The organism is Ochrobactrum sp. BTU1, from assembly GCA_018798825.1.
Classification (GTDB): domain Bacteria; phylum Pseudomonadota; class Alphaproteobacteria; order Rhizobiales; family Rhizobiaceae; genus Brucella.
In genome coordinates this window covers 745,753-761,739 of sequence record CP076356.1, presented here as the reverse complement: position 1 = coordinate 761,739, position 15,987 = coordinate 745,753, and the positions used below count along the sequence as shown (strand labels likewise).

The following is a 15,987-nucleotide window of genomic DNA, read 5'->3' as shown; positions in this document are numbered from 1 at the left end:
CGGCGATGAAAACATCATATAAAATAACAACGGCCATTCTTTGCGGTGGGCTGCTTTCAACCGCTGTTTACGCTGCGAGCGGCGTTTCGGGTGCCAATGTCGACACCCGCAACATGTTCCACGACAAACGCCCGGTGATAACACCGCAATCCATCACGTTCGGGGCCTATGATCCGAGCGGGGATTTCACCAACGATCCCAATTCTCGCATCGAACATCTGTTCCTTCCGTGGGAAGATGTGGACCTGACGAGTCTGTCGACCGCTGATGCTTACGCGCAGGCACGGGGCCGTGAATTGCTGATAACCGTCGAGCCCTGGTCATGGGCCCGCGACTGGCGAGTTGCACCGGACGCTCTCCTGAACGGGATCGTGCGAGGGCATTACGATACAAACATGGCTGCCGTCTGCTCCGCTGCGTCGAAGCTGAAGAGCCCTGTCACTATTCGCTGGGCACAGGAAATGGATGACAAAACGGGTCAGTTCACGTGGTCTTACTGGTCGGCACAGAGCTATGTCCGCGCCTATCAGCATGCGGTCAATGTCTGCCGCAAGTCCTTGCCGAACGCCAAATATATGTGGTCCCCGAAGGGAGATGCGGGGCTTGAGACCTATTATCCGGGCGATGGCTATGTCGATGTGATCGGCTTGTCGGTGTTCGGCTATGAACCTTACGATATGCTGGAACTGGGGCATGCGTCCACATTCGTTGAGCGGACAAAACCGGGATACGACCGGGTAGTAGGCTTCAAGAAGCCGATTGTCATCGCCGAACTTGGCTATGAAGGAAGCGACGCCTATGTCCGAGCATGGGCGCAGGAGACCAACAAACCGCAACCTGAATTTCCGGAACTGACTGCGACCGTCTACTTCAATGACCGTGAAGTCTATCCGTGGCCACGGGGTGTTGGGCGGCCTGACTGGCGGGTTGCGAACCATCCGCTTGATTGATCCAGAGGCGCAAGTGCGTCTTGATCAGGTCATGCTCTGGACCGGTTCCAGTTAAAACAGTGTCGCTGGAACCGCTCTAAGTATTTGTTTCGTCGCATTTATCTCACGCAAAATCGCTTCGCACTTTTGCTGGAAATTCTTAACGTCTGAACAGGAATACGACAATGTTTTCGATCCGTTTGAGAACCGTAGGTGCGGCGCTGTCCGTGCTTCTTCTGGCAGGCGCTGCCGATGCGGCGCCGAAACAGAAAACTGAGGACTCGATCGCCGTCAAGGCTGCGGCGGCTGCACCGCTATCAGCCGAAGCGCTTGAGGCGCTTTATTCTGGTAAATCATGGAAATGGAAGGATGGCGGCGGCTATTTCTCTGCCGACGGACATCGTTTCATCGCCTGGTCGCAGAAAGGCAGAGCGTGGTCTAACGGGCAGGGGCGCTGGTACGCTACCAATCGCGGCAAGCTCTGCCTGCAGGCCTATTGGGTCAACAAGATGGGCGGCGGCAGCGATACGACCTGTTTCCTCCATCGCCAGAAAGATGGCGTCATCTATCAGAAGCGCTCACTGGGTGGTATCTGGTATGTCTTCCGCAATAATCCGCCACGCTCGACCGATGAGGCCGCCAAGCTATTGCGAGGCGACCGTGTCAGTATGGGGTTGGCGATCATGAAAGCCAACGCGAGATGATCGCCAGGAACGCATGTCGGCCCGCTCATCTGTATGGAGTTTTTGCGAGCCAGTGCGCCATGGAGCGCATCCCGAGAAACTTACGAGAGTTTTCGGGATGCGCGGTTCTAAACAAATTTGGAGCACCGATCTGATTGAATCAGACCGATACGCGGTCTAGTCGCGGATGAAGCAGCGGGATTTCTGCCCGAAGCCGCTCGGCGTGCACACATAGAGCGTACCGGCTGCATATTGCGTGGCGGAAACCTTGATGGCCTTGGCCGATGCGGGCTTGTTGTATCGTGCCTGGCTATTCACCATGTACTTGACGAGGTAAACGGAAATCGTTTCGCTTTTCTGCTTGCCGGCATCCTTGGCTTCGGCGCCTGCCGTCAGGCACAATGAAGCGAAAAGTCCAACGATAATAGCGGCAGCGCATTTCAAGGTTTCGCGGCGCGCAGTATATGCAAATACATTGTTCATACGATTGCCTCCGGTTGTTATTACCGTGCTTACTATCGGATACGAGTTAAAACTCCTGCCGGATATTCATGACAATTTTCATTAAATCCGATACATCCAGGTCATTTCCTCAAATACATTCCGGCACCTCTTATGAAATTTCTTAGGTGGCAGAAACCTCGTTGAACGCTGGCCATGCTCGCCAAGCTATCACCTTAAGTGCAGTATTTTCGACGCTCATGCGATAGCGGCATCGATGGATGCCATGATCATCTGCACGGATTAACCAGGAATAGACTGGAGAGTTCCAGATGCTTTGATTTTACATGTTCAAGTGCTAATATCCTTGGAGGGACTTGGGTGGCGTTCCGCTTACCTTGGACCTGAGAATTGGTTTGAGGAGTTGCCATGACGACCCCAAGCGACAAGGCTGTGAGCGATCTTAAGCCTGAATTTGTTGAGCGGCGCCAGTCTGCGCGAGTACAACTTACGCCGCTCGGCGAAAGTAGTCGCAGCACTAATATTCTGGCCCCACTGATATTTTCCACTAATTCACTGGGAGCCACAGAGCAGTTTTCTGCCTGGAAAAAACATATCGCGGCTCTTTATGATGTGCGTATGCCCGATGGCGTTAATGCGCGTGATGGCTTTCTTGTATTGCAGAAAGTCTGGGATCTTCATGGTATGTTGCTTATAGAACAAAATGTGCCACCGTTCAGCTATGAGCGCACGCCAGAGCAGGTTCGATTCAGCCCGATCGATCACTGGCATATCAGCTTTTTGCGTAGCGGGCGCACTTGGACAGAAGTGGATGGACGCGTTGCTGAAAACGAGCCAGGCATGATCAACATCCGTTCACTTGGCTATCCATTTCGTGGCCGGGCGCTCGCGACCGAAGCCGTGATGCTGATTATTCCAGTCGACCATTTTGCAGGACTCGGGGGAATGCCCGAGGCCAGCAACAACGCCTCAATTGGAGGCTATCGGGCCAATCTTCTGATCGATTTCATCTCCAGTCTTCAGTTGGGGCTAAGTCAGATAACAAGTGGGGATTTGCCCGAGTTGCGGGATGCAATAAGGCAGATCGTATTCGGTGCTATTGCTCCATTGGTGAGAGACGGTAATGCGACTGAGCACGTCGCTTCGATGGGTCTGATGACCAAGGCGAGACGCTTTATCCAGAAGAACCTCATGTCTCGTGACTTAAATCCCGATGTTCTGAGCAAAGAACTCGCAATTTCTCGTACCCACCTCTATCAATTATTTGAAAGTTCCGGAGGAGTACTCAACTATATTCGTCAGAAGCGATTGCTTGCGGCGCACGAAATGCTTGCTGATCTCTCTGGGAACCGGAAAGTTTCCGATATTGCCCAGTGGCTTGGCTTTGAAACAGCCGCGAACTTCACCCGGGCCTTCACCCAGCATTTCGGCTACAGCCCAAGCAGTGCCCGGAAGTCCACTTTACGGACCGATGGTACCGAGTGCATTCAGTCTGATGTGAGTCCTAATGAAACTTTATCAACTTTGTTGAGAAGGCTATCAACGCATGACACATAAGGGTTGAAAATATCATCCGGATAACCCGTCCCCTAAGTGAAAGGCAGTCAGCACTTAGCAATTAGGATCCGAGGCACTGGCGAGGCTCATACCTGCCATCGAGTTTGCCCCGGATACCGGTGTCAGCGCACTCTCAGAAGGTACTCTAAGCCCTGCGTGAAGCCACGCGGCGCAACGGTAAGGTGATCCTCGTCGTCCAAGACCGCAGACTTCAATTGAAGGTTCGGATACTTTCGGCTCTGCAACGCCACTTCTAAAGCTCGGTTGTCGGCGACCATATCTACCGTTTGGTTGTAGCGCAGGTCGCCTTTGCGTTGTGCCTCATAGGCGCCAACATAAAGATAGACCTTTGCGTGCAAGTCCTTGTTTCGATTGGCGTAGGCAGTTTCGAGCTCGAAAGTGTGGCGCTTGTCGTACCATAGAGAGGGGCTACCCAGAATATAGCCGCTAAACAAGTCAGGCTCGGTAAACAGTATCTGTGTGCCAAGTAAAGCGCCGTAGGAGTGGCCAAGGAAGAAGGATCTGGCGGAATCGGTCCGATAGCGGGCGGCAATAAATGGCTTCACCTGATCGCCCAAATATCGCTGATAGGCTCGTCCCTGTCCATGGATCGCACCTGCTGGTGCGCTCCTTGGGCCGTTCGAGGTGGGGGTGTAGTCGCGCTGCCGGCTAATCTTGCCATCCTCACCTTTTCCATAAGACAAACCGACAAGAATGAATTCCTCAATTCGGGGACCTTCGACATTCAGACGGCGGCCGATCTGTCGGATGATCGGAAAAGCGTAGTCAGCATCGGTGACGTAAAGCACGGGGTAACGCCGCTTTGGCTCCTTCACATAGGACGGTGGTAAGGCGACAAAGACTTGGTAACCGCGACCGGAAACCGGATCGGGCACATCCCAGACTTCGCTATCGATGATCTCGTACGCGCGCCCCGCTCCCAATTGAGCTTTTGGAGTCGACTGAGCGTACGTAAGTGTCACACCACTATGGAAGGCGAAGCCTGTGATGACAGCTATCAGCAGAGCATTGAGAAAACATCGTCGCATGTGAAGTCTCCGCGCTTAGGATTTCAATGGCGTCACCCATTAATGACCTACATGCGCAGCATTAAGGCTAATACTCTATCGAATGAATTCGTAGTTAACAAAACGAGACGGCTCGGAACGGTGGTTCGAGCCGTAATGCTGTCCGTAATTTGTCACAAAAATCCCGAAACTTGCGACAGGTATGGTTCAAGATGACAGGGACCCTGATGGCCCGCCGTAGTACTTTTCATCTCCTTTCATAGAACAGTTGCAATGAGGTGCATCGTGACGAAAAGCGCGTACAGCTTGCGGAATGATTAGACTGGGCATTTTATCCACTTGAGTGTGATTGCAGAGAATGCCGCCGTGCCATTTCGGGGGCACTTTGCAATATCGACTGTTTTGTCCGACGTGGAAGCAACTGATAAATGCCATATTCGAGACAAAGGAAACGAATTCTCGAGTAGATTTTCAGCTTCACCACTATAGGGCCAAACGCGTCTGTGACCGCCGAAACTTCAATAGTATGCCGGTCCCCTAGAGCATTTGAAAGTGTCATAGCTCCAATCGCTGTTAATAGCGTTTGAACTGTGTTCTATTCAAAATGGGTCTGTGTCATCAGTTCATAACGAAACAGTCCATCTGAACTCCGGCGCTGCTGCTCGTGCATAGCGAGTTCCGAAGAGATAAAGATTTTCTTGTTTGGCGCGAAGCGAAGGTCAACCGGTCCGCCTGCATTGAAGCCGACAATCGAGGTCAGAGTTTCGAGGCACAGTTGAACGCCAGATTTTTCTTCCACTGACGCAAAAAGATGCGAATAAAGTCGGTTTATAGCCGCCTGATCTGCTGTTGCAGTCTTCCACGAAAGAAGTTTAGTGAGCCAATTCATTGGGGCCAATACCTCAAAGTTAAGGTTACGATGTCACGGGTGTAGCTGCTTCGGAGGGCCGCAATCAGCCGCGCTGCTCATGCGGAGATTGTTTTGTTATCAACGGATCGCTTTGTCGAGTGCCGCGACAGATGTACTACATTTTGCGCGGACTAAAGTTCTGCTATACAGAACGGAGTTTCATAAATATATTATCTTTGCATTTTGTCGACGGCGCGCCGAAACCTTTCAAAGGCAGGCAAGGTGACCGTTTGTTGAGATGGGGAACTATAGAGTATCATCGTAGACGGGAGTGCTAGATATGGAGATTAAGAGAATTGTGGCGCTGGGTAATGATCACGTCGCCCATGATCTGAAGTTCGTGTTAAAGAGAGATCTTGAGGAGATGGGCTACGAAGTCATCAACTTTGGCTGTGACAGTTCCGCGCCCGTCGATTACCCCTGCTACGCAAAGGCTGTTGCAGAGGCAATCACGGAAAATCGTGCAGCTTGGGGGGTTCTCGTCTGTGGAAGTGGTATCGGTATTAGTATTGCAGCCAATCGCTTTCCTAAAATCCGAGCTGCGCCGGTTCATGATGCGCTCGGCGCTCGCCTTGCGAGGGAGCACAACAACGCTAACGTGTTGTGCTTAGGGGCACAAATGACCGGAACTTGGTTGGCGCGCGATTGCCTGAAGCAGTTTTTTAGTACCGATTTCGCGGAGGTTGCCCACGGACGTCGGGTTGATATGCTGGCAACGCTATTGTGATGCAAGGAGTAAGAGTGTCAAGGTTAAGAGACCTTCGGCGCAGGCATTTTCGACCAGCGAGTTGCTAAACGTCGTGCAGACCTATCCACGAGCTTTGGACGTGTTCGCAGTTGACACTGAGCAATCCGTCGTGACGCCATCACATCGTGATGAGAAACTGTACGCCGCGGCTTTTAAAATCAACGGAAGGCTGACCAGGTTCATCCTCATCGGCGCGCAGCCTCTTGGATACAAAAAAGACCAGTCTGCAAGAAAAAACAGAGGTAAAGTGGAATGTCGTCGAGGATATCCCTGAAGCAAACCTAAATCGGGACGCGAAACGAGAGTTCTTGCGCGCGCCGCCTTTATTCTTAGAAAATCAAACCCCATAATCCAAAGAGCATTGGATCATATTACAGTTAGTACTCTCGCCAACGGGGGAGCGCATCACTTCACGCCTCATTGAATTCTCTGACCGTTAACAGATTGGTGCCGACTGGTCTTCATAAATGCCTTCGATGCAAATCCGTAAGGCTCTGTTCAGACTTAAACTTTACCGACCTTCCCCTCGCATGCAGTTTTCGTTTTTTACATCGTCACAAATCTACATTCTAGCAAAGCGGACTTTGCGGATGACTCGGTGAGCGAGGCAATGAATTTTTTAGGCGTATCTTGACAGGAAAGGCCGCTCGAGCATAAATTCAGAATGCTGTTCTATAATATAGAATAGCATGGAGGAACAAAAAAGATGAAAGATCCTGCGGAACTGCGCATCCGGCAATCCGGGGCGACTGACTTGCTGCGGCAAAAATCGGGAAAATGCGTATCGGGCTCACGCTTTGATGGCGTGCGGCCAGTCCGCGATAGTTGGCTTATCAAAACTATACCAAATGCCGACACTTTCGGTGCCGCTCCCGGGGCATCTTCAAATCAAAATAATGCAAATGGAGGGAATGCATAATGAAACAAAATTTTGATAGTTTGAGAACAATCGGGCGTGGTGTTTCTTTCGCGACCTTCCTTCTCTTAGCCGCTGCGCCGTCAGTAGTGGCCGGTGAGATGATGGGGGAATGTGAAGTGACGGGTGAAAAGGGCTCAATGCCTTTCACGCCGGTCAACGCCGGTGAACTTACAGTGCAAGTCAATCTTCCTTCCAATCCGGGCTGGAACAATGGCGATACCCCTGACCAGATTAAAGATGGGTATGAATATTGTCTTGGAGCGAACATTGCGCATCGTGCGGGACTTAATCGCGTGAAGATCGTGAACGTTGCATGGGATGCCCTCGTCGCAGGAAGAACCAAGGATTTCGACGTAGCACTTTCGCAAATATCAGTTACCGAGCCAAGAAAGAAAGTTGTCGATTTCTCCACCCCTTACTTTCACTCGGATTTCGGCCTTCTGGTGAAAAAGGGCACGGTAGTCGACCCGGATTCGATCAAAAAGATGCGCGTTGCGGTGCAGCAGTCTACAACAGCAGCAGACTTCGTTTCCAGTAAGTTAAAGCCGGCAGAGGTCAAGGTGTATCAGGACGTGGCCAGTACTGTTACGGCTTTGAGAGCGGGTCAAGTCGATGCTGTGGGCAATGATACCGCTGTCGTGCTCGGTTGGGCGAAGCGCTCGAATGGCGCGCTTGAAGTGCCGGGTCAGTTTTCTACGGGTGAAACCTATGGCGGCCTCTACCCAAAGGGCTCCAAAAATGCCGAGAAGATCAACGAAATAATCAAGTCGTTGATCGATGACGGGACGGTGAAGTCGCTCTCTGCGAAATATCTCACTCCGGTGCTGGGTGCGGATCCGGCTTCGATCCCATACATCAAGATGTAATCGTGCGAGGTTTGAGCTGATGTCCTTCATTATGGATAGCGAAGGGGGCCAGAGCTCTGGCCTTCTCAGTGGCAAGCGCCGCTGGAGTGCCGGCACGCCGCCCAAGGAAGTTGCCGGTTGGGTGGCGACCGCGTTGGGTGTCAGCGTCCTCGTCATCGCCTTTACCTGGAAAACACTGTTTGACGTTAAGGCTGCTGCTGCGGCGCTGGAGATCGATGGACAAATTGTTAATACAATGCTCCTCGTCTGCGCTCTTGTTGTATTGCTGCTTCTGTTTCCAGGGATCAACAGCCTGATCAAATTGCGCGTTGCGCGAGCTGCAGTTGCATCGGAGAACTTGGTCGATGCAAGGGTGGCCAATGCGTCATCTCGAGAGAGTGCCTACTACGCGTTAGGTGCGGCCACTGCTGTCGTAACTGTGATGCTCCTTGTGCAATTTGTCATTGCAAACGATCTCGCCGTTGGGCGCACCTTCTTTCTGCTGCCGTTGATTGGAAGCACGTTCGGACTCGTCGGCAACGCGTTCTGGGTCAATATCTATATTTTCGTCGTCGCGGAAATCTTCGTCCTTATTTGGGGACTGATTGTTGCGGTGGCGCGTCTGATGCCGGGTAAAGCGTGGCGCCCAATCCGTATGATGGCGACAATCTACACCGACGTGTTTCGTGGGTTGCCAGCAATCATCAATATCTATCTGATTGGCTTTGGACTTTCCTTGACGGGGCTCCCCTGGGTAAAGGACCTTTCACAGGAAACCTTCGCCATTATCGCCTTGACCCTGACACATGGTGCGTATACGGCGGAAATCTATCGTGCAGGTATTGAGAGTATCCACAGCAGTCAGATGTCCGCTGCACGCTCACTCGGTCTGACATATTTTCAGACGTTGCGATACGTAATCGTTCCGCAGGCGGTGCGTCGAATTATTCCACCACTTTTGAACGGTTTTATCGGTCTGCAGAAAGACACTGCACTGGTGAATGTGATTGGAGCAGTTGATGCTTTCAACCAAGCGAAGATTCTCACCAGCAATTACTTCAACCTGTCGCCGGTATCAGGCGTCGCATTCCTGTTTATCCTGATCACTATTCCTCAGGCACGTCTTGTGGACAAGTTGATGGAACGTGACCAGCGCCGCATGCGTGCGAGCAGCAATTGAGGGCTTGCTTATAATGGCAATGATTGAAATCCGCGATATTCACAAGCAATATGGCCACCACAAGGTATTCGATGGCCTCAGTTTGAAGGTCGAAGAGCACCAGGTTGTCTGCCTGATTGGAGCATCCGGTTGTGGTAAGTCGACCTTGCTGAGAACAATCAACGGACTGGAGGAGATACAGTCTGGTGAAATCCGTATATACGGCGACCGCATCACCGGACCCGGTGTTGATGTCAATACTCTGAGGCGGGACGTTGGTATTGTTTTCCAGAGCTACAATCTGTTTCCGCATATGACGGTGCTTGAGAATGTCACACTGGCACCAATCAAGGTTCTGGGAGTTGATCGCGCGGAAGCAGAGGCCAGAGCAATAGCTTTTTTGAAGCGTATCGGGCTCGACCACAAAGCGAAGGAATACCCTGATCGTCTCTCTGGCGGGCAGCAACAACGCGTTGCAATTGTCCGAGCGATGGCGATGGGTCCGATGGTTTTGCTTCTCGATGAGATCACATCGGCGCTGGATCCCGAGCTTGTTTCGGAAGTGCTTAATATTGTCCGTGATCTGGCGGCTGACGGCATGACAATGCTTCTTGCAACACACGAGATGGCATTCGCACGCGAAGTTTCAACAAAAGTCTGCTTCTTAGCCGACGGCAAAGTGCATGAGGAAGGTTCGGCGGAAGAAATATTCGGGGACCCGCAACAAGAGCGCACGCGCGCGTTTCTGCAGCGGATCATCGAAGCTGGGCGGCTGTAGTCATCGCTTTATCCGCTTCCTGCTCAGGCCATGCTAACGAAAGTACATGCAATGAATAAGATCAAACGGATACCACATTGCAGTCATTGGGGTGCGTACACACTTCTTGTGAATGACGGAACGATTGTGGGAGTTGAACCTTTCGAGTTTGATCCATCGCCGTCGCCGATCATCAATTCAGTTAAGGAATGGAGTAGCGGCAATCGTCGCGTTCCGCAGCCGCTCGTGCGAGCGGGCTGGCTCGAGAAGCGCGAGAAAAGTGATCCTCGTGGGCGAGGAAATGAGAAGTTCATACCAATAGGATGGGACGAGGCAACCAGCCTGATTGCCGGGGAAATACAACGTATTTCGCGTGATTTCAGCAATGAAGCGATTTTCGCGGGCTCTTATGGCTGGACGAGTTGCGGACGATTTCATCACGCGCCATCACTACTCAAACGTTTGCTCAATCTGGTTGGAGGCTTCACAGGGCATGTGGACACGTATTCGACCGCCGCGGGCCCAGTAATCCTGCGGCATACGCTGGGCGATGATGCTGCTGGCGGAGGCCAGGCCAATACGCTCGACACCATTGCTGAACACACCCAAACGCTACTAGTATTCGGCGCGTTGTCGCCGAAAACGGCACAAAGCGAAGCCGGGGGCATCGCGAGACATTCGCTTGAAACATACTTGAAGAAAATTGCAGAACGCGGCGTGAAAGTTATTCTTGTCTCCCCGTTACGCGATGATCTTCCCGATTGGGTCAACGCCGAATGGTGGCCGATCCGGCCAAACACAGATACCGCTCTGATGATCGGTATAGCGGGAGAGATTTTGCGGGCAGGCAAGCACGATCTGTCCTTTTTGCAGCGTTGTACCAGTGGATCGGAACGCTTTCTCGCCTATCTTGACGGGAGCAGCGATGGTATTGTTAAAACCGCGGAGTGGGCATCAGAGATCACGGGACTTGGTCGGGAGCAGATTGTGTCGTTAGCCGAGCAGATGGTGGTCACCCGTTCGATGATCACCGTTAGTTGGAGCTTGCAGCGCGCACATCATGGCGAGCAGCCTTTCTGGGCTGCGCTGGGCCTTGCATCCTTGATTGGTCAGATCGGGCTACCCGGTGGTGGTGTGGGATATGGATATGCATCTCTTGGCGGTGTCGGCGCGCCGATCAATCTTGGCAAGTCACCTGCAATTTCCCAATTGGCAAAGCCCATAAACAGCTTCATTCCTGTAGCGCGTATTAGCGACATGCTTCTCAATCCGGGGAAAACTTACACCTATGAAGGGTCGGTGCGGACTTATCCCGATATTCGTCTTGTTTATTGGGCAGGAGGTAATCCCTATCACCACCATCAGGACCTGAACCGGCTCTCTGAAGCTTGGAAGCAGCCGGAAACGATTATCGTTCAGGACCCGATGTTCACTGCGACAGCACAGAGGGCTGACATTATCCTTCCAGCAAATACGTCTATTGAACGCAACGACATAGCTGGGAACAGACGATCTGACTTTATCATAGCCATGCACAAGGCCATCGACGCTGTAGGTGATTCAAAGTCTGACTTTGACGTCTTTAATGCTCTTGCGGAAAAGCTTGGTGTTAGCGCAGCCTTCAATGAGGGACGGGATGAAATGGGATGGCTGCGGCACCTTTACGATATCAGCCGCGACGACGCGCGTGAGCGCTTAGGCTTTGAGATGCCTAGCTTTGATGTGTTTTGGGAACAAGGATATGCTCACTGTCCTACTGCAGATCATCATGTTTATCTATCCAATTTCCGAGAACGCCCTGAGGACCACGCTCTCAATACCGAGAGTGGCAAAATTGTGCTCGGTAGCGACACACTCGCTGCACTAAAATATTCCGATTGTCGTGAACATCCAGCATGGATCGAGCCGGCGGAGTGGCTGGGTTCCGCTAGGGCTGGCGGACAACTTCACCTCATCTCCCATCAACCATCGGGACGTCTCCATAGTCAGCTGGAAACGGGCGAGACAAGCAGGGCGCAGAAGCGAAATGGACGCGAGCAGGCTCGCATCAATCCCCATGATGCTGTTGATTTGGGTATAGAAGACGGTCAAACGATACGCCTGTGGAACGCTAGAGGTGAATCTCTTGCAACAGCCACCATATCAGATGCCGTTCGCCCGGGCGTTATTGTTCTACCCACGGGCGCATGGTTTACTCCGACCGGAAACAACGGGCTTGAAATTGCCGGAAATCCAAATGTGTTAACGCTTGATATTGGTACATCACAATTTGGGCAGGGATGCTCAGCGCACACCTGTTTGGTTCATGTCGAGCCATACAGCGGCGACGCGGGGGATGCATTCGAGAAATATCAAGAGCAGCTTACGGCCCTATCGGGCGAAAGCGGGCGAGTAAGTTACAATTGAGATACAAGTATGGGTTTTCCAATTGAACAGAATTGACGGAACTCTATGAGAAATATACTCTTACGCATCTCTGAACGGAAAATTATCTGCTGTTTTCCGCTGGGGTGCTCCAAACCAGCAAGTGAGGGGCCATGGCTACTGAATTCGATGTAAGTTTATGTGGTAGTTATATTCTAGATATCTGTGGGTTTCCTGTAACCGATATCCCGGCGGGCGGCAGCGTTTCGTTTATTGATGAAATCAGTATGACTGTCGCTGGGACAGCTGGCGGTACAGCAGTGCCATGTGCACGCCTGGGACTTAAATCACAAGCTTTTGGCGCAGTTGGCAATGATGAGAAAGGTGGTTGGATTCTAAATTCATTGCACATGGAGAGTATCGACACATCGCACATGCAGCGCCTGAACGATGTACAAACATCAGCAACGATCCTGCCAATCCGCCCCGATGGCTCGCGACCGGCAATCCACGCACGTGGTGCATCTGCTCATTGGGTAATGTCATCTGAAGCTCAAGCCGCCGCGATCAAAAGCAAGGTTGTTCATCTTGGTGGTGTCAACTCAATCATCGCCATGCAAGGCGAGCCTTCTCTGAAATTACTGAAGGCCGCAAAGGCTGCCGGTTGTATTACAACGCTCGACCTGATATCTGCACGCAGCGATACGTGGGCTTTGGTTGAACCGTTGCTCCCATACGTCGATTTTTTCATGCCCAGCATTGATGAGGCATCCGTAATGGTAGGCGCGGATGATCCCGAAACATGCGCGAGGTTCTTCCTGTCAAAAGGGGTGGGGGCATGTGCGATCTCGCTTGGAGCAAGTGGGTCTTACTTCTTGAATAAAGCGGGAAGACAGTTTGCTCTTCCTGCATTTGCGGTGGATGTGAAGGATACTTCTGGCTGCGGAGATTCGTACACTGGTGGGTTCATTGCCGGTTTGATGCGAGACTGGGATCTCGAGGACTGCGCAAAACTTGCCACGGCAACTTCCGCCATCGTCGCTACTGGATTGGGTTCGGGGGCCAATCTGGTTTCCTTTGAGAAAACTGTTGATGCCATGAATTCGCTGCCGATCTTGAGAAAATAAATCCCACAACAAACTGGAATATTAAAATGAACAGGAATGCCATTGTCACTGGCGGAAGCCGCGGTATCGGACGCGCGATAGCTTTGGGGCTAGCGCAGCGCGGTTTTGATCTAGCGCTTCATGATGTGGAGACCCAGGAGCAATATCTCCTTGAAACGGTGAAGGCAGTTGAAGCACTTGGTCGTCGATGCGTGCCAGTCTTTGCAGACGTGAGTGATTTTGCGGCGTGCCACAGGGCGACGCAGGAATCCATCGATGCGCTTGGCCATATTGACGTGCTGGTCAACAATGCCGGCATCCTGAAAATGGCAATGATCGAGGAGATGACCTCTGAGCTTTGGGATCAGACTTTCGCCGTGAACACACGAGGCGTCTTTCAGATGACGCAAGCAATTATTGGTCACATGAAGAAAAGGCGGTACGGACGTATAGTGAACATCGCGTCTCTGGCTGCACGAACTGGCGGGCCCGGTCAGGCCCACTACTCAGCCTCGAAATCCGCCGTAGTTGGGTTCACACGCGTCTGCTCAATGGAGTTTGCCGGAGACGGAATTACCGTGAACGCGGTTTGTCCTGGCATTATTAAAACTGAGATGGGGATGAACAACCTCCGCGAACCTGAAAAAATAGCCTATTTTGAAAAGGTAACAGATGTTCACCGCCTGGGAGAGCCTGAGGACGTCGTCGGCCCGGTCGCCTTCTTCGCCTCTGACGATTGCGCTTTTGTCACCGGGCAGGCACTCAACGTCGATGGCGGTATTTTCTACAGTTGACGTTTAATCACGGGCTGGCGGCTTTCTCCGCCGGCCTAGTATTGCTCTGAACGATGACGAGTTCTCTTCTCAGTATCGGTAGCGCCCTATCTCGATGATGGATCGCTTGACTGATGTGCGCAAATTCTCATTCTTTTCCGAAGGTCTTTCACAGAGGTGGGTGTGAGAGCAACATGATGCAGCATCCTCTCTATTCTGGAAGTACAAACGACAATTGCTTGAGTTTTCTTTCGTCAGCGGCGGTGATAGATTGTTAGCGGGTTAAGCGCTTGGCGACTGCGGAGGCTAGATGTCTGCGAAAAATTTTAGAGCTAGAATAGTGGTCGCTGCGCCTCCTCTGCAAGTGCCCGTGCAGCAGAGGCTGATGCAAACCGATCACTATAGAAGCAGGCTTAAGCAAGACAGGCCATCGGGCGCAACGAGGAATGCAACGGTATCCGGATAACCGTCGTATATTGGAACCACATTCCAATGGAGGTTGGAAGAGAAACTGGGTTGAATGAACGTGTAACAGAAAAGCTAAAGGTGCCGACAGATACCTGCTCCACGTTTGAGAGTTCAAGTTACCGGGACATGTTTTTGTTTGCCAATTAGCAGGTTTGGGCGATCGACAGTTAGGCCGAAGCAAGAAGTCGGAGACATAATATCGATCCGGTAACGTCTGTATGATGCGCATTTGAGACATCGCATCACGCCCTATTTGTTTTTCGACCAAGGCCGGGTGCGAGCTCCCATCAGGAAAGACCTCATCAATGCCAGTGTTCCAGCTTGCTCTGGTGTTTTTATAATCAAATTGACAAAGCTGATGAATCAGCAATAGAGTTAAAATACAGAACGGAATTCTATAATGCAGAACAATGCTTCTATCTGTCTCTACATTGGAGGACTGAAGTTTCTGGGTGATGCCTCCAAGGCACCCGAGAGAGATCACGAAAAACCTGTACGGCGCATCGGACGGAGAACGCAACAGTGTCAAGGTAGACAGTGGGTGACGCATGAGTGATGAACTTGCATTACGTAATGAAATTGTCGACGCCTGCCGTGGCATGAACCGGCTGGGTATCAACAAGGGAACTTCAGGTAATATTAGTGTTCGACATGGAGAAGGTTTTCTGATTTCCCCGACGGGTATTCCATATGAAAAGCTCGCTCCTGAACATGTCGTGTCGATGCGTTGGGATGCAAGCTATGAGGGTGATGTGCTGCCGTCCAGTGAATGGCGCTTTCACAGGGATATTTTAAAGGCACGTGAGGATCTCAAGGCCATCGTACATACCCACTCGACCTATGCGACCGCCGTTAGTAACATGAAGCGTGATATCCCAGCGATCCACTATATGATCGCGTCCGCGGGCGGCTCAAGCATCCGATGTGCTCCTTATGAAATCTTCGGTTCACAGGACTTGGCTGACCGGGTCATTGAGGCGCTGGAAGGGCGACGCGCGTGCCTTATGGCTCACCATGGTGTTGTTGCAGCACATGTTTCGATTTCTAGAGCGCTTTCGCTCGCTGTCACAGTCGAAGAACTTGCCCAGCAATTTCTTCTTTGTTTACCGTTTGGCGAGCCGCCAGTTTTAACTGAGGTCGAGATTGCCTCCGTCCTGGAAAAGTTCAAGACGTACGGACAGCAAAGCATTGCGGCACAGGATGGGCTCAGGGTAGCGTTCTGAGGGAGGGCTCGTCTCGTTCATTGTTCATCATATTTTATTTTTCCATGCGCAGAGGT

Annotated in this window: 14 protein-coding genes; 11 read left to right on the top strand and 3 right to left on the bottom strand. The window is 51.8% G+C overall.

All coding sequences use genetic code 11. The annotated features are described in order from the left end of the window. Positions 1–5 precede the first annotated feature (5 nt). Positions 6–950 (top strand): glycoside hydrolase family 26 protein, encoded by a 945-nt coding sequence (locus KMS41_22570; GenBank protein QWK80517.1) that lies wholly within the window; start codon positions 6–8, stop codon positions 948–950. A 164-nt stretch (positions 951–1,114) separates the two neighbouring features. Then, the gene (locus tag KMS41_22565) at positions 1,115–1,633 is read left to right on the top strand and encodes a DUF995 domain-containing protein (protein QWK80516.1); all 519 of its coding nucleotides are present in this window, start codon (positions 1,115–1,117) and stop codon (positions 1,631–1,633) included. Positions 1,634–1,789: 156 nt separating this feature from the next. Here the strand turns inward: KMS41_22565 and KMS41_22560 are convergent, their stop codons facing one another. After that, positions 1,790–2,095, bottom strand: coding sequence for a hypothetical protein (locus tag KMS41_22560; GenBank protein ID QWK80515.1), 306 nt, complete (start codon positions 2,093–2,095; stop codon positions 1,790–1,792). A gap of 387 nt (positions 2,096–2,482) precedes the next feature. Between KMS41_22560 and KMS41_22555 the strand changes: the two genes are divergently transcribed. After that, complete coding sequence (locus tag KMS41_22555; GenBank protein QWK80514.1) at positions 2,483–3,631, top strand: AraC family transcriptional regulator; 1,149 nt, start codon at positions 2,483–2,485, stop codon at positions 3,629–3,631. Between the two features lie 122 nt (positions 3,632–3,753). Here the strand turns inward: KMS41_22555 and KMS41_22550 are convergent, their stop codons facing one another. Together KMS41_22550 and KMS41_22545 are read right to left on the bottom strand one after the other, a co-directional pair. Then, entirely contained in the window at positions 3,754–4,527 is a 774-nt protein-coding gene (locus KMS41_22550; GenBank protein QWK81183.1) for an alpha/beta hydrolase, read from the bottom strand. A 727-nt stretch (positions 4,528–5,254) separates the two neighbouring features. Beyond that, complete coding sequence (locus KMS41_22545; protein ID QWK80513.1) at positions 5,255–5,548, bottom strand: hypothetical protein; 294 nt, start codon at positions 5,546–5,548, stop codon at positions 5,255–5,257. Positions 5,549–5,849: 301 nt separating this feature from the next. Between KMS41_22545 and rpiB the strand changes: the two genes are divergently transcribed. The 8 genes from rpiB to KMS41_22505 all read left to right on the top strand — a co-directional run bounded on the left by rpiB (position 5,850) and on the right by KMS41_22505 (position 15,931). After that, complete coding sequence (rpiB, locus tag KMS41_22540) at positions 5,850–6,296, top strand: ribose 5-phosphate isomerase B (protein QWK80512.1); 447 nt, start codon at positions 5,850–5,852, stop codon at positions 6,294–6,296. A 939-nt stretch (positions 6,297–7,235) separates the two neighbouring features. After that, the gene (locus KMS41_22535) at positions 7,236–8,102 is read left to right on the top strand and encodes an ABC transporter substrate-binding protein (protein ID QWK80511.1); all 867 of its coding nucleotides are present in this window, start codon (positions 7,236–7,238) and stop codon (positions 8,100–8,102) included. Between the two features lie 235 nt (positions 8,103–8,337). Then, positions 8,338–9,261: an ABC transporter permease subunit gene (locus KMS41_22530; GenBank protein ID QWK81182.1), complete on the top strand. Its 924-nt coding sequence runs from the start codon at positions 8,338–8,340 to the stop codon at positions 9,259–9,261. A 13-nt stretch (positions 9,262–9,274) separates the two neighbouring features. Next, positions 9,275–10,018: an amino acid ABC transporter ATP-binding protein gene (locus KMS41_22525; protein QWK80510.1), complete on the top strand. Its 744-nt coding sequence runs from the start codon at positions 9,275–9,277 to the stop codon at positions 10,016–10,018. Between the two features lie 51 nt (positions 10,019–10,069). Next, positions 10,070–12,403 (top strand): molybdopterin-dependent oxidoreductase, encoded by a 2,334-nt coding sequence (locus KMS41_22520; protein ID QWK80509.1) that lies wholly within the window; start codon positions 10,070–10,072, stop codon positions 12,401–12,403. A gap of 131 nt (positions 12,404–12,534) precedes the next feature. Then, positions 12,535–13,488: a sugar kinase gene (locus tag KMS41_22515; protein ID QWK80508.1), complete on the top strand. Its 954-nt coding sequence runs from the start codon at positions 12,535–12,537 to the stop codon at positions 13,486–13,488. 26 nt (positions 13,489–13,514) lie between these two features. Continuing rightward, positions 13,515–14,261: a 3-oxoacyl-ACP reductase FabG gene (locus KMS41_22510; GenBank protein QWK80507.1), complete on the top strand. Its 747-nt coding sequence runs from the start codon at positions 13,515–13,517 to the stop codon at positions 14,259–14,261. Positions 14,262–15,256: 995 nt separating this feature from the next. Beyond that, positions 15,257–15,931, top strand: coding sequence for a class II aldolase/adducin family protein (locus tag KMS41_22505; protein ID QWK80506.1), 675 nt, complete (start codon positions 15,257–15,259; stop codon positions 15,929–15,931). Positions 15,932–15,987: the final 56 nt, after the last annotated feature.

Coding starts and splice junctions, on each gene's coding strand:
- KMS41_22570 (QWK80517.1), top strand. CDS start 6: ATGAAAACATCATATAAAATAACAACGGCCATTCTTTGCGGTGGGCTG.
- KMS41_22565 (QWK80516.1), top strand. CDS start 1,115: ATGTTTTCGATCCGTTTGAGAACCGTAGGTGCGGCGCTGTCCGTGCTT.
- KMS41_22560 (QWK80515.1), bottom strand. CDS start 2,095: ATGAACAATGTATTTGCATATACTGCGCGCCGCGAAACCTTGAAATGC.
- KMS41_22555 (QWK80514.1), top strand. CDS start 2,483: ATGACGACCCCAAGCGACAAGGCTGTGAGCGATCTTAAGCCTGAATTT.
- KMS41_22545 (QWK80513.1), bottom strand. CDS start 5,548: ATGAATTGGCTCACTAAACTTCTTTCGTGGAAGACTGCAACAGCAGAT.
- rpiB (QWK80512.1), top strand. CDS start 5,850: ATGGAGATTAAGAGAATTGTGGCGCTGGGTAATGATCACGTCGCCCAT.
- KMS41_22535 (QWK80511.1), top strand. CDS start 7,236: ATGAAACAAAATTTTGATAGTTTGAGAACAATCGGGCGTGGTGTTTCT.
- KMS41_22530 (QWK81182.1), top strand. CDS start 8,338: ATGCTCCTCGTCTGCGCTCTTGTTGTATTGCTGCTTCTGTTTCCAGGG.
- KMS41_22525 (QWK80510.1), top strand. CDS start 9,275: ATGGCAATGATTGAAATCCGCGATATTCACAAGCAATATGGCCACCAC.
- KMS41_22520 (QWK80509.1), top strand. CDS start 10,070: ATGAATAAGATCAAACGGATACCACATTGCAGTCATTGGGGTGCGTAC.
- KMS41_22515 (QWK80508.1), top strand. CDS start 12,535: ATGGCTACTGAATTCGATGTAAGTTTATGTGGTAGTTATATTCTAGAT.
- KMS41_22510 (QWK80507.1), top strand. CDS start 13,515: ATGAACAGGAATGCCATTGTCACTGGCGGAAGCCGCGGTATCGGACGC.
- KMS41_22505 (QWK80506.1), top strand. CDS start 15,257: ATGAGTGATGAACTTGCATTACGTAATGAAATTGTCGACGCCTGCCGT.